We start from the raw sequence: 13,180 nt of genomic DNA on the forward strand, positions 1-13,180 counted from the left end.
GCTATAAGTATTTACCTGCATTTTCATAAGCTTCGATTTCTATCGGTGCTTCAACGTAACCAAAGATGGCTAGTTGCAATAAATACTTTTTAGTAAATGCTTCAAGCCCCAAATCTTCGACTTGTTTTACATGAATCAATTCATGAGAAAGTAGTAATTTGTCACCTTTTGCTTTGTTAGCGATCCAAATGCCATAACCAAATGTTGAACCCGTAAAGTAAGGAGAGTCAAGCCCCAAACGTTGCATTTGAAATAGCAACGATTCATTTTCAGGCAAAGGAATTGAATCGGCATAATGTACGCGGATTTTTTCAGGATATTTGATGCCAATCTTATGTGCAATTTCAACGTATTGAGGTAGTAAAGGGATACCTTGGGTTAGTGCTATTTGTTCATTTTTTCTTACATACTTAATAGATAGTGGGAAGTATGCATCTAGTTGCTCTAATAGGTGGCTAGGTGGGTTAGCATAGACGTCGTTTTTATCTTCACATCCTAGAATTGAAATAACTAAGATCAAAAGAGTGATAAATTTAAGTGATGCTTTCATTTGTTGCGAACTCCTTTTTATCGTTATTTGTCTTGTAAGAAAAGTAAGTGTCCATTAGCACAATAACAATATTCTCGAAATATATGACTTTGCCTTAGCGAAGGTTCTTAGGGTATTACTCTTTAAACATCGTTGTATTTGAAATAGGGGTTGCATTGCGATGGGTTTCACGTTTTCCCTCGACAAAACAATGAATTAAGTTGAGATCTACAAAGTTATATCCACGGTAGTAAAATTTTCGGTATAGCAAAAGCTTTGGATCGTAATGGTGTTCATGCCTTTGGCTTAGTACCCAGTCAACTCCATATAGCCCGTACCAGAGTGTGTTCCTTCAATAACGATTGGCCCTTCCCAATAGGGTACAGACAGTGGCATTTTTGCTTCTGGATTGAGTGCCGAGACGGTCAGTTCGATTTGTTGAGTTGGAATCGAAACTTGCCATTCTGTTGGATAATCGCGTCCGTCGATTTCTGTTTGCTTGATAGCGGTTAAGCGGATGTCCTGCTGCTTAATCGCGATGCTAGAGCCATTTTGTTTCATCAGCCTTGCATGGGAATAACTGGCTTTGCCTGTTGTTGAGTTTCGAAGTTGAAATACCACCAAGCTGGTTTCATCACTCAGCCTTAGCGCAAACCAATCCCAACCTTGTTGCGAGTCGAGTAAAAACTGAGAGCTCCATTCTCTGTCTATCCAACCTTTGCCAGAAACCAGATGGGTTACTCCATCAATAGCTACCTCGCCCGATACATTAATGAATGGTTGGCTGTAGTAGTAGGAAGCCACTTTGCCATCGCTACTTTTAGTGCTGTAGCCTTGTTCGCCTTGCTTTTGATAAGGCGCGTTGCTGGTTAACTTAAGCGAGTAGCCAAACTGATCTGAATTAGCGTTCAAGGTTGCGGGGAATAGGTCATCGCTTGAAGCGTTCCATTGCCAATCATCAAGGTAGACACGTAATGGGGAAGCATCGACGCCTGCCAGTTCTGCTTGGTCACGTGACCATTTTTCATCGGCATAGTGTTTGTCTTTAGTGGTGACAGCACTGTGCGCCATGTAAATTTGCTGACTTTTCCACGTAGTTTCCTTAGTGCTATTGCCACTTTCCAGCGGTGCAGCCGCGAAGCGGAATTGTGTCCACTGCACGCCTAACGCATTGCCGTCTTCATCAATTAAGTTTGCGGTTAAGTACCACCATTCATGACGAAAATTAGGGTGTGCTTGATGGTCGGCAGGGAAGGTGATCTCCACGCCTTTTAATACCGGCGTGAATTGCTCAGTCTCTTTTTGTGTTTCATCGTCGGTTTGTGTTTCTGCGCCAAGTATCGAACCCATATTTTGAGCTGATGGTTGAGTGGACTCCTCACACCCTAAAAGGAGCAAGATGCCAAGTGTGAGAACGAAAACGCTTATTGATCGATTCATCACAACACCTCACTTTGCAAACTGGATACCACGGGTTTACTGACCAAACGCCACAGTGGAATCAAGGTCGCAAACACAGCCACAAGAATGGTGATGGCTGCGATGCTGAGTGCGTCACTCCAATTCCATACGTAATTTAAGCTCCAACCAAAGGCGCGCAGGGTGACGATGTCCGTCAATACATAACCGACCATAGCGCCGAGTGGTAAAGCGATAACCAGAGTGAAGGCGACCAGAACTACGATTTGCCCGACCACCATCGCCATCAATTTTCGCTGACTAACACCGAGCGCGTACAACCTTGCAATAGCGGCTTTGCGTGCATCGAGCAACATGAAACAGGCGCAGAACAAGCCAATCACCGCCACCATTAAAGTGACGCCATTAAGCGCCCGAGTGATAGCAAAGGTTTGTGAGAAGATATCTAAAGCGATCGATTTGATCTGTGCTTGATCGTAAAGCTGGCTAGGGTGCAAATTGAGTTGCTGGCGTAGCTGTTCGTACACCACTTGTGGGTCGCCAGAGACTTTGATTCCCAAGCTGGTGGGTAAGCCAGTAAATCCGTTTTCGAACCAAAAATTAGGTGCAAGTAACACTTCGCCATTCGGTGAGCCGTAATCGTGGAAAATCGCCCCGACGATGAGTGTTTTGTCTTGGATCGCGTCGAGCTTGAGTTGGCTTCCAAGGGACAAGCCGAGCTTCACTGCCGTAGGTTCGCTGATCGCCACGAATTCACCTTGGTAAAAGCGCGTCCAGAAATCATCAAGGTGGGATTGGAATACCATGGTTTGCTCAAGTGTGTCTCTGTCTTTGGTACCGAGCAAAGTCGGCAAGCCCTGTAAGTTATCGTTGACATAGTATTGCTTATAAACGGTTTCAACATTTTCAAACTGCTCTAACGCACGTTCCACATTGGCGATTTCACCTTGGGCAGGGCTAACGTAAATATCGGCATGTAAGCGCTGTTCAAGCCATTGCTTTAAAGTGGATTCAAAGCTGCCGACTAAGGTATTCATTCCCATGTTAGCGGTAACCGCTAGAAGCAGCGCCATCATGGCAAGGGATAGGGGAGATATTAGCTCTCTCAGTTCAGCAAAAAGATATTGTATTAACCCTGACTTAGTGCGCTGTACGCTCCAATTTGCTAACACGCTGAGTGTTTTGGGTAGATATAAAGGAATCGATACCACTAACACTCCAAGCCACGCCATGGTGAAGCGATGATGTTCGCTAAGCCATAACCCTGCTAACGCGATAACTGTCAGCACCAAACCGATAGTAAACAACTGGTTTTCGTTTGAAGCCTCTGGCGCTTGGTAAAAGCCGCCGTGGGAAGAGAGTGGTTGTCGAATACGCTGCTTAAAGTGTTGCCAACATGCAACTAACGTAGCCGCTAACGTAAGTAATAAAGCTTGTACCAGCCATTGCCACTGCCATGTGCCGGGAAGCAGTGTTGCACCATAAAGTTGCTCAAGCGTTATCGCGACGGTGGGATGCAGCCAATGGCTGAGTTGAATGCCGAGAATGAAACCAAGTGATGCGCCTAGTGTGACTAAAACCGTGAGCTCGATTAGCAGAGCAGAAAACACGATGCTTGGCGCAATCCCTGCTTGTTGAATTTGCACCAACAGCCGATTACGTTTCAGCAAGCTGTACTTCACGCCGTTGTAAGCGATGAACAGGCCAACCAAAAACGCCAACAAACTCATGGCGGTGAGATTGAGGTGAAAGCTATCGGTAATTGAACCGAGATCCGTGCTTTGGTTGTTGGATATCCATTGCCCTTGCTCGCCAATAAGGCTTTGCCATTTATCCTGAGCATTGCTGTTCGTGTCGCTCTTAGTGTCAAAAATAGCGATGTAGCTCAGTTGCCCTTGCTTGTTAAGCAGTTGCTGAGCGAACCCAATATCCATCAACATTCGGCTACCTAGCTGCCATTCATCTGGTAGCACTACCACTTGAGTGAGCACTTCATCCAAAGTGAGTGCGTCTACTTCTCCCAAGCTCTGGTGTTGTGATTGGCTCATCATCACAATGGGTTCACCCGCTAAGAGTTGCGGCAAAGGTAAGGCATTGTCGAACAGGGAAATGTTTGGTTCTTTGGCTTGAGTATTGCTTTTTTCGTCGACGCGAGCGTGGCGAGCTCTTGAAGTGAGGGCGGCGATCAACTCACTTCCTTGAACTGACCAGCGTCGGCCTTGTTCGTCTCTTACTCGCCCTTCAATTACAGGTAGCGCAGCGCTTAATCCACTTTGTCTTAAGCTGAAGTAGAGCGATTCCGGCAAATAGTTTTGCCCTGCTGGTGGAATGATAAGGTTCAGAGCTTGAGCGCTAAGTTGCTCGGTCGATCCTGCATAACTGCGCTTGGCATTGAGGTTAATGGCTTGCACCGCGACAAACAAGGTGACCGCTAGCACAATGCCGATCAGAATCGCTGCGGCTTGCAATGGTGATTGGCGATAGTGTGCCGCGAATAGGTTCAGAGTGAGTTTGGTATGGGTGAGCTGGTTCTGAGCGAAACCAGTTTGTTTCATTGGATTACTCACAACGCTGCCGCTCTTGGGTTAGCTTCGCGTTCCTTAAACAACCATTATCTAACACCAATTTTGTCTGCATAAAGCTGGCACATTCTGGGCTGTGCGTAACCAAAAGTACGGCAGTGTTGCCTTGTGTGGTGATTTCACTCAGCAACTTCATCACCTCAATGCCTGCCTTGTGGTCGAGGTTGCCTGTGGGTTCGTCGGCAAGCAATAGCTTAGGTTTATGGGCTAGCGCACGCGCTATTGCGACTCGTTGTTGCTGACCGCCAGAGAGTGCGGATACGTGTCTTTCGAGTAGCTCACTGATGCCCAATGCATCAACTAAATAATCGCACCAGTCGCTCCATTTCTGTTGATTTAAATGGAGAGGAAACGCGATGTTTTGTTTTACGTTGAGTGGCGTTAATAAGTTGAACTGTTGAAAGATAACGCCTAGTTTTTGATGGCGGAATCGGCTCCACTGTGGATCTTTCCAATCTGATGTGTTCTCGCCATCGAGCCACAATTCTCCACCAGATAGTTCGCCACCGGATAGAGGTTCAAACCCCGCAATGATATTCAGCAGAGTACTTTTCCCACTGCCACTCGCCCCTGTCAAAGCCACGCTTGCCCCTGTCGCCAAAGCGAAATCGACATTGTCCAACACGCTATGAGTGTCTTTACCATCAACAAAGCTTTTGCTGGCCTGTGTGAGTGTGACAATAGGGCTTTCCATTTCCTTTCCTTATAACCAAAACTAACCATCAAAAGGTGTCGTTACTTGTGGCTATTACCGAAGCGACAAGCTCTATAAAACTGTAGACAATAATCTCAAACAATAGAGCGATTTATATCGAATTATTAATAACTTGTACTTCGATAAGAGGGAAATAGATCAGTGCGAGGGAGAATACAGATGTTGGTGGGAATGTTTAAGCCATCAAAGATGTTTTCGAATTTGTTGTTAGATGGTTCGTGACCACGTTTATGATCTTAGAGTAAAGACTATTTGCTCTAAATTTTCACGTAAGAAGACGCAATAACAACTTGTTGTTAACGTAATGAGATTAATTTATTCGCGATTGTGTACTTACACCACTAATCGCTAATACAAGATGGCAGATTCTATGATTTTCGAATATTATAGTTTTAATATTGGGATAAATATCACATTTTGGTGCGTGCATGTTTAGTTGTCAGTCCATTTGTAAACAGTTCGTTATACTGCTAGCAGTAATCGTTTGTTCGCTTTTCACTGTATCCGTTAGTGCAGACACGAAAAGCACCTTGCGTGAAGAAACAATAATCATAGGGGTTATTAGCTCTAACCCCAAAAAAGCATTCAAACGTGCACAGCCTTTTGCTGATTACTTAGCTGAAAACCTATCTAACTATGGTATCAAAACAGGCCAAGTTGTTGTCGCCCGCGACTCTCGTCAAATGGCTCGTTGGATAAAAAGCGGTCAGGTAGATCTGGTTTCTGAAACGGTGTTTGCAGCACAGGAATTAATGCAATATTCGGGTGCTGAACCTTTAGCAAGACGATGGAAAAGCGGTGTGGCGGAATATCATTCAATCTTCTTTTCCAAACGCGATAACGGGGTAGACTCCCTAGGTGATCTGCGAGGCAAAACGGTTGTCTTTGAGGATGTCGGTTCTACTAGTGCATTTCTTGTCCCTGCGGCGATACTGCTTGGGCAAGGATATAAGCTCTATGAGCTAAGCTCCCCTAGAGAATATCCACCGAAAGACAAGGTGGGTTATTTTTTCTCCGATGAATATTCAAAGTCTGGAGGAGAATCTAACATGATGAGCTGGGTTCATCGTAATATTGTTGCGTCAGCTGCATTTAGTAATCTCGATTGGGAGAAAGAAATTCCCGAGCAGGTAAAACAACAGTTACAGGTAATCCATACTTCTCAAGCGATTCCCCGCTCACTAGTACTAATACGCCCTGATCTCTCCTCCGAACTTAAGCAAAACATGCTCTTAGTATTGCTTGCGGCTCATGAAAGTGAGGAAGGTAAACTGGCTTTGAAAGCCTATAAGAAGACGAAAAAGTTTGATGCTATCACACCAGAGATTGTAGAAAGCATTTCTTGGGCGGAAGCGCAAAAACGACTGGTTGATGAATACATCTCCCGTTAACTAGAGAAGTTATTGCTTATGAAGTTAAAAGGTAAATTGGTTCTCGGAAACATGCTTATGGTCGTTTTGACTATGGGCTGCCTTTCCTTGTCTCAGTGGCTGATATCTTCATACTATAGTGATGAAATTCTAGAAGAAACGGCAACGAATATTGCAGAGAACTTTACTTCCCAAGCTCAGAGTCAAGCAGAACAAACGGTTGAGTACCTCTCAGATGCACTTTTTGATCCGATGTATTTTTATGATATCGATAATATTAACTCCATTTTAGAGCCTGCCTTTGAAAATAAAGATGTCATATTCATAAAGGTTTTTGATGCTAATGGTCTGATAGTTCATACAGGAGAAGATGTAGTACTCGGTTATGGCTCCAACTTGGATATGCCAAGGGTGCAAGAAAATGTCTTGAATAAGCAAGAAGCTTACACAGAAATCAATTCATCAGCACTGATTGTTGCGCGGCCAATCACGATGAATAAGACTCGGTTAGGTGGCATAGTGATGAGCTACTCCTTAAAGGCTGTGAAAGACGATATCGAGAAAAATAACACCATTATCAAGGATATTACTGAGTCAAGTCGAAGCTATAGCGCGGTGTTGAGCATAACCTTGACGATGTTCATGTGTCTGGTCAGCTTACTCTTTTCCATGTTATTAGCTAAGACGATGATTCGTCCGATTAATCAACTCCTACAACATTCGAAACGCATCAGTAAAGGGATTTTCCAAGTACCAAACAACATTCAGCGCAGTGATGAACTCGGAGAACTTGCTCAGGCGTTTGATAGTATGGATTCAAGCCTCAAGCAACGGAATGAGGAAGTTGAGTTTTTAGCTTATAACGATCCGCTGACTAAGTTACCGAATCGCTCTCAGTTTATTAAATGCCTTGAACGATGTATTCATCGATGCAAACAGTCAAAAGAGGTGTTTGCGGTTTTCTTTATCGATTTGGACGAGTTTAAACGAGTCAATGACAACCTTGGACATCAAGCTGGAGATGAGCTGTTAAGTGAAGTGGCTCAGACATTAACTAACTCGCTAAAAAAAATGGGGCAAATAGCTACAAAGGACGAGCCTCAATGCATGATTGCAAGAGTTGGGGGGGATGAGTTTTTGCTTCGCTTATCAGGAATTAAGACACAGGATACAGTATCTAAGTTTGCCTCTGATATTGTGAACTCACTAAAACAGCCGATTTACCTCAGTTCCGTAGGTGAATCGGTAGTGGTTGGAGCGAGTGTTGGCGTTGCTTTTATCCAGACACCTCTGAAGACTTGGTTAAAAGTGCGGACATGGCAATGTACAGCGCCAAAGAGAATGGTAAAGGTAGGTACTGTTTCTTCAACCAAGAAATCGAACAGAAGATACTCGCAAGAGGAGTCATCGAGAAGGAACTTAGAGCCGCTATCGATGATTTTTCTCAGTTTAGGCTCTTATATCAACCAAAGTTTGACCTGAAAACAGGGCATGTCGTTGGAGTTGAAGCCCTTATACGTTGGCATCATCCTACAAAAGGCAATATTTCTCCAATTGAGTTCATTCCTATCGCTGAAGCCACGGATATTATTCATACACTTGGTGATTGGATAGTAATGCAAGCCTGCAAAGATATTCAGGAGTGGGATTTTAGACATCACCTTCCTCCCGAATTTTATGTTGCGATAAACCTGTCTCCAAAGCAGCTCTATGGTGATAAGGCACTCCGAACATTCCAATATCAAACACAAAAACATCAAGTTGAAGTGACAAGGTTACATATAGAAGTAACCGAAACGGCCCTAATGTTTGATAAGGTAAGCGCAAAGAAAACGTTGGACGACCTTAGGAGTATGGGGATCAAAGTCTGGTTAGATGATTTTGGCACCGGATACTCTTCACTAGGGTTCTTACGAGAGTTCAACATTGATGGTTTGAAAATTGACCGAAGCTTTGTCAATGATCTTGAGTGCGATATGAATGACCGAGCTCTATGTGCGGCAGTTGTTTCAATGGCTCACCAGCTAGGTATTAAGGTCGTTGCTGAAGGAATTGAAACAACGATCCAGTCAAGCTTCTTAGCGCAATCGCACTGTGACTACGGACAAGGTTATCTCTTGGCCAAACCTATGTGTGCGGAAACGTTGTCGGAAAAACTTGAAACAGGGTTGAGCAAACCGAAAGATACAAACGTTATTTATCTGAAGTAATTACGCTTATTCAGAGTCTATACCGGCCAATAACAGTGTATTAATGTCTTCATGGACTAGTATACATTCCAAACTCCGCCGTTTAACGCAGTGTTAGGAGGGTTACCTAACACGAGCGCAAGTTATCGCGATCAACGATGTACTAAGGAAGCAAGATGATCTTGCCCTCTAGGCGCGTGGTTTTCGATTCAATGAGATCAATTGCGGTTTGAACTTCATCGAATGGCAGGTAGCGGTCGACGTCGAGCTGTATGTCGTTTGTGATGAAGTGATCTAGCATGGTTGTGAATTTATCACGGCGCACATCTTTGCCTTCAGCCTCTTCCCAATAACGTAAGAAGAAGGTGCTGAAATCGATGCTTTGGCTTTTCGCGTGCTCAAAAAAACGTGGCTCGTAAAAATCCAGTGACAGCGTGCCATAGTTGATAAAACGCCCATTGTTGCTAAGGGTGTGAATAAGATCGGTTCCGGGTGAGCCACCAATCGCATCAAAGGCAACGGTCGGCATAGGCAAGCCTAACGCCTTAATTTGAGAAACTAAATCATCATTTGCATCTAACACCCAACTTGAAATGGTCGGGTATTGTTTCGGTTGTGATGTAACGACAATGATTTTGAAGCCGAGTGATTCTGATAATTGAGAGAATATCTTACCGATGGCTGAGCTGCCCGCGTTGATGATCAATACATCTTCTTGGGTCAGCTTAGCTACTTCTGTCGTCAACACCCATGCAGTTAGCGCATTAATGTACAACTGACAGGCGTAGCCATTTTCTAAATGTTGAGGAATTTGGAACAGGTCATCTGGTGATACATCGACATAGTTCTGCCATGTTCCACTGGTTGCCACAAGCACACGCTGGTTTACTGCAAACTCAGCATTGCTGGATTCTATAACCCTTCCTACCGCTTCAAATCCCGGTACTCTCGGCGGCTGGTGGCTATGTTTGTATTGGCCCACACCATAAATCGACAACAAATCACTAGGGTTGATGTTAGTCGCTTCAATTTGTACGCGAACTTTATCTTTGTCTAATGCCCCTAAAGCGACATGTTCTAACTTGAGAGATTCTTTTGGCTGACCGAAACGGAACTGGCTAATTCGGGTATTTTGCTTAGTGTCAGTCATAGTTCGGATACCTTTATGGGTTATGAGTGTTGCATCGATTTTAATTGTAGCGTGTTCATAAACAATCTTGGGTCGCTAATATTGCTCAACATCGATGTTGTTGGCAATTGATTGTTCAAACTGAAATTAGTTAACCAAAAGTTGACCAACACCTATTTACAATGATTCCTAGTTTAATAACTAGGAGTTAAGAAAGATGAACGTGCCTGAAGTAATGTCTAAGTGGAAAACATTGCTGGCTCTGACCATGGCCTTGTTTGCTCTTAAGTTTCATCTACTTCTGATTTGGGGGCTATTTTGCTGGTTTTGGGGATGGGAAAATCTTCGCGCAAAAGAAGCCTTCTTTGTTGAACGTATTGAGCTAAAAGAACATCCAGTTTTGTTTACCTTAATCATCATCAGTTGGTTTGTGATGGGAGGGGTATATTTCTATATGGACAATAGAGTCTTTGAGTTTTTTAGCTCTTTGTAGCAAAGCAAAATTTAATAATTAGGATACGCTATGAAAATCTATTTAATTAAAGCGTCTGCTGGCAGCGATTACTCAAAATACAAAGCCTCTACGGGGGGACCTCCACAAAACATCTTTGCCGCCGCTGCTGCGACACCAAAGTGGTACAAGTTAGATATGGTTGATGAGACCATAGGTGCAAAAGCTGACCTTTATAATGATGCTGATTTGGTGGTGATATTTATGTCGACTCCAGATGCTTATCGGGCTTACGAGCTAGCTTCTAAATATAAGAAAAAAGGCAAAACAGTCATATTCGGGGGGTTACATACTCAGTTTAACCCTTCAGAAGCGGCAGTATATGCGGATTGTTTGGCGATGGGAGAAGTTGAGAACTACTGGGTTCAGTTACTCCGTGACGCTGAGTTTGGTTCGCTACAGCCTATTTATGAAAGCTCCGAGCCTGTCGATCTCAGTATGCTCAATCCATACCCAACAAATATCATCAATCCTGAAGCGTACAATTATACATGGTCAGTAGTTGTGACAAGAGGTTGCCCATTTAAATGTAACTTCTGTTTAGTGCCAAGGTTCTTTGATAAGTTCCAGAAAAGGCCAATCGAAAATATCGTCAGCGAGTTAGCGGATCTCAAGACATTGGGTATTGAGTGGGTTGAGTTACACTCCGACAATCTCACTCATGATCGAGAATATGCTTTAGCGCTGTTTAAAGCTATTGAGCCTCTTAGGATGAGTTTCTACGGGGAAACGACAGTCTTGATTGCTCGTGACACAGAATTGCTTAGCGCTGCGGTGAAAGCAGGATTCAAAGCTGTATTGTTAGGTATAGAAACGCCTTCTGAAGAGGCATTAAAGGCGCAAAAGAAAGGCTTTGTGAAACCCTCTAAGATGAAAGAATACATTGCTGAGATAAGATCACATGGCATTGAGGTATGGGGAGACTTCTTGTTCGGTTTTGATGAACACGATACTTCTATCTTCAAACAGACGCAGAAGTTCGTTGAAGATATCAAGATTGATAAGGTCATCCCGCATTATATGATTCCGTTTCCCGGTTCAGAGTCTTTTAATCAGCTAGAGCGTGAAGGGCGACTTCTTACTAAAGATTGGTCCAAGTACGATGGTAGCCATCCGGTTTATCAGCCCAGTCGTATGAGCGTTGAAGAGCTAGAGGAAGGCTTGTATTGGATTTGGAGAAAGAATGCGAGCTTGAAAGAACGAGTTTTTGCATGGTTCAATTAAAATTTGTTCTGGATACATGGAATGAAAATCGCGAAGGTTCATAAATAAGTTTTACTATTCGGAATCCCTGACTGAGTCAGTACACTTTAAAGGCTCCATGTGGAGCCTTTGTATCAAGTCTTTGACGTAGCGGTGAAACCTCGCGATCAAAAGCCATAGCTTTGTTTGATTGGATCGCAGACTAGTTTATATTTAGCATCCGCAGCTTCTTTCCCAGCAAATTCTAACATCGCTTCTGAATAACCCATTGCAGTGCCGAACTCTTCCATTATATAAGGATCTTCTTTGACACTCACAGTGCGATCTTTCGATAGCTCGACAATAAACTTAGCGTAATCTTGGTCTTTATCTAAGCCTGCCGCCCAACCAAAGCAGTGCGCAGCATCTTGTTTAGGGAATTCGTTAAAATCTTCACCATTCACTTCGGCTAAAACAGCACCCGAAACAAGTGCTGTAAGTAGTGACATGCTAGTAATTAATTTTTTCATATTGCTTATCTCGAATATTGAATATGAAGGTATCTTATTGCGAGCGCTATGAAATAAATGTGAACATATTTGTTATTATTTTCAAGTCATGTGACTTTTGATGTAACTGTTTTAATCTCTTAGGAGCACAACATCGATTTCAAATGCAGCGTGTTCATAAATAATCTTGGGTCGGTAATATTGCTCAACATGGCTGGTGTTGGTAAACAATCGTCATCAACGTAGTCGACATAGTCTGCCGCCGAATCGAAGATCAAAATATCCAAAGCCAAACGATCCAAGCCATATCGGCCTCGGTGGATCATGTCCGCTGAAAATACCAATAAGTCACCGGCGGCTAATGGTATCTGCTTACCACCAGAGATATCATCGCTGCTCACTTTACCATTTTCTTCTTGGCGAACGTTGTATTCTTCTTCGTTATCCCAACGTTTGTGCGTGCCGGGGATAAGCTCCATACCGGGCTCATCAAAAAGGGGGACTCGCAGATGCAATACCTGGGTTTCCATGATGACTTTCATTTGGTCATCAACGTCGTAGTCGTATTGACAGTCACGATGCCAGAAGTCTTTTTGTTGCGGATTTACCGGGTTGAAGAACAGCTGTGTATTCATGAATGCCGGTTTGTTCGGAATCACCGCATCAACCACGTCCATCACTTGCTTCGAGCTGATGAAGTCAAAAAGCACACTTCTATCGTCGGCGGGCAAATATTCGCTTCCCGTAATTAAAGACGAGTTAAATGCTTCTTCTTTATAGAATTCTTCGTTGTCTGCTTTCCATGATTCATGGAATTTCAGCACGACTTTTCTAAGCGATGCAATTTGAGCTTCATCGAAATAATTTCTGATAACAAAGTAACCATGTTCGTCGTAACGGTCACTTAATTGTTGGCTGTTTTCTACCACTGACTACCTTCGTTCATTCTTTGCTGTGCAATAACCACAGGTTTCTTGGGCGCATAATGCCAGACAGTCGTCATTCAACCAAGTAACGAGTGCAGAAGCCTGTAGATTCAGTGATG

General features: G+C 43.5%; 12 protein-coding genes. 5 read left to right on the forward strand and 7 right to left on the reverse strand.

The features are described 5' to 3' along the window. Nucleotide 1: 1 nt before the first annotated feature. The 4 genes from ACED42_RS06980 to ACED42_RS06995 all read right to left on the reverse strand — a co-directional run bounded on the left by ACED42_RS06980 (nucleotide 2) and on the right by ACED42_RS06995 (nucleotide 5,224). Nucleotides 2-550: a hypothetical protein gene (locus ACED42_RS06980; RefSeq protein ID WP_371701951.1), complete on the reverse strand. Its 549-nt coding sequence runs from the start codon at nucleotides 548-550 to the stop codon at nucleotides 2-4. A gap of 285 nt (nucleotides 551-835) precedes the next feature. Beyond that, a complete protein-coding gene (locus ACED42_RS06985) occupies nucleotides 836-1,969 on the reverse strand; it encodes a lipocalin-like domain-containing protein (RefSeq protein WP_371701952.1) in 1,134 nt (377 codons plus the stop codon). Continuing rightward, a complete protein-coding gene (locus tag ACED42_RS06990; protein ID WP_371701954.1) occupies nucleotides 1,969-4,503 on the reverse strand; it encodes an FtsX-like permease family protein in 2,535 nt (844 codons plus the stop codon). Before ACED42_RS06990 ends, ACED42_RS06985 begins: the two co-directional genes overlap by 1 nt. A gap of 4 nt (nucleotides 4,504-4,507) precedes the next feature. Beyond that, a complete protein-coding gene (locus tag ACED42_RS06995) occupies nucleotides 4,508-5,224 on the reverse strand; it encodes an ABC transporter ATP-binding protein (protein WP_371701956.1) in 717 nt (238 codons plus the stop codon). Between the two features lie 551 nt (nucleotides 5,225-5,775). Here ACED42_RS06995 and ACED42_RS07000 point away from each other — a divergent pair. From ACED42_RS07000 to ACED42_RS07010, 3 genes are read left to right on the forward strand one after another with little or no spacing between them, the layout of a single operon-like run. Next, nucleotides 5,776-6,636 (forward strand): phosphate/phosphite/phosphonate ABC transporter substrate-binding protein, encoded by an 861-nt coding sequence (locus ACED42_RS07000; RefSeq protein ID WP_231847907.1) that lies wholly within the window; start codon nucleotides 5,776-5,778, stop codon nucleotides 6,634-6,636. Between the two features lie 18 nt (nucleotides 6,637-6,654). Further along, nucleotides 6,655-8,097 (forward strand): diguanylate cyclase domain-containing protein, encoded by a 1,443-nt coding sequence (locus ACED42_RS07005; protein WP_371701958.1) that lies wholly within the window; start codon nucleotides 6,655-6,657, stop codon nucleotides 8,095-8,097. Beyond that, a complete protein-coding gene (locus ACED42_RS07010; protein ID WP_371701997.1) occupies nucleotides 8,046-8,825 on the forward strand; it encodes a putative bifunctional diguanylate cyclase/phosphodiesterase in 780 nt (259 codons plus the stop codon). Before ACED42_RS07005 ends, ACED42_RS07010 begins: the two co-directional genes overlap by 52 nt. 142 nt (nucleotides 8,826-8,967) lie before the next feature. Here ACED42_RS07010 and ACED42_RS07015 read toward each other — a convergent pair whose 3' ends face one another. Beyond that, on the reverse strand, nucleotides 8,968-9,954 hold the full coding sequence (locus tag ACED42_RS07015; protein ID WP_012600231.1) for a zinc-dependent alcohol dehydrogenase family protein: 987 nt from the start codon (nucleotides 9,952-9,954) through the stop codon (nucleotides 8,968-8,970). 196 nt (nucleotides 9,955-10,150) lie between these two features. On the opposite strand from ACED42_RS07015, the gene ACED42_RS07020 reads away from it, so the two are divergent. Continuing rightward, nucleotides 10,151-10,426: a hypothetical protein gene (locus ACED42_RS07020; protein ID WP_009845795.1), complete on the forward strand. Its 276-nt coding sequence runs from the start codon at nucleotides 10,151-10,153 to the stop codon at nucleotides 10,424-10,426. A gap of 30 nt (nucleotides 10,427-10,456) precedes the next feature. Then, the gene (locus ACED42_RS07025) at nucleotides 10,457-11,668 is read left to right on the forward strand and encodes a radical SAM protein (RefSeq protein ID WP_371701960.1); all 1,212 of its coding nucleotides are present in this window, start codon (nucleotides 10,457-10,459) and stop codon (nucleotides 11,666-11,668) included. Between the two features lie 146 nt (nucleotides 11,669-11,814). Here the strand turns inward: ACED42_RS07025 and ACED42_RS07030 are convergent, their stop codons facing one another. Together ACED42_RS07030 and ACED42_RS07035 are read right to left on the reverse strand one after the other, a co-directional pair. Then, a complete protein-coding gene (locus ACED42_RS07030; RefSeq protein ID WP_017085371.1) occupies nucleotides 11,815-12,156 on the reverse strand; it encodes a hypothetical protein in 342 nt (113 codons plus the stop codon). 119 nt (nucleotides 12,157-12,275) lie between these two features. Continuing rightward, nucleotides 12,276-13,064, reverse strand: a complete 789-nt coding sequence (locus tag ACED42_RS07035; protein ID WP_012600234.1) for a phytanoyl-CoA dioxygenase family protein — start codon at nucleotides 13,062-13,064, stop codon at nucleotides 12,276-12,278. Between the last annotated feature and the right edge of the window lie 116 nt (nucleotides 13,065-13,180).

Source organism: Vibrio sp. FF145 (assembly GCF_041439075.1).
In the GTDB taxonomy this organism is placed as follows: Bacteria; Pseudomonadota; Gammaproteobacteria; order Enterobacterales; family Vibrionaceae; genus Vibrio; species Vibrio tasmaniensis_A.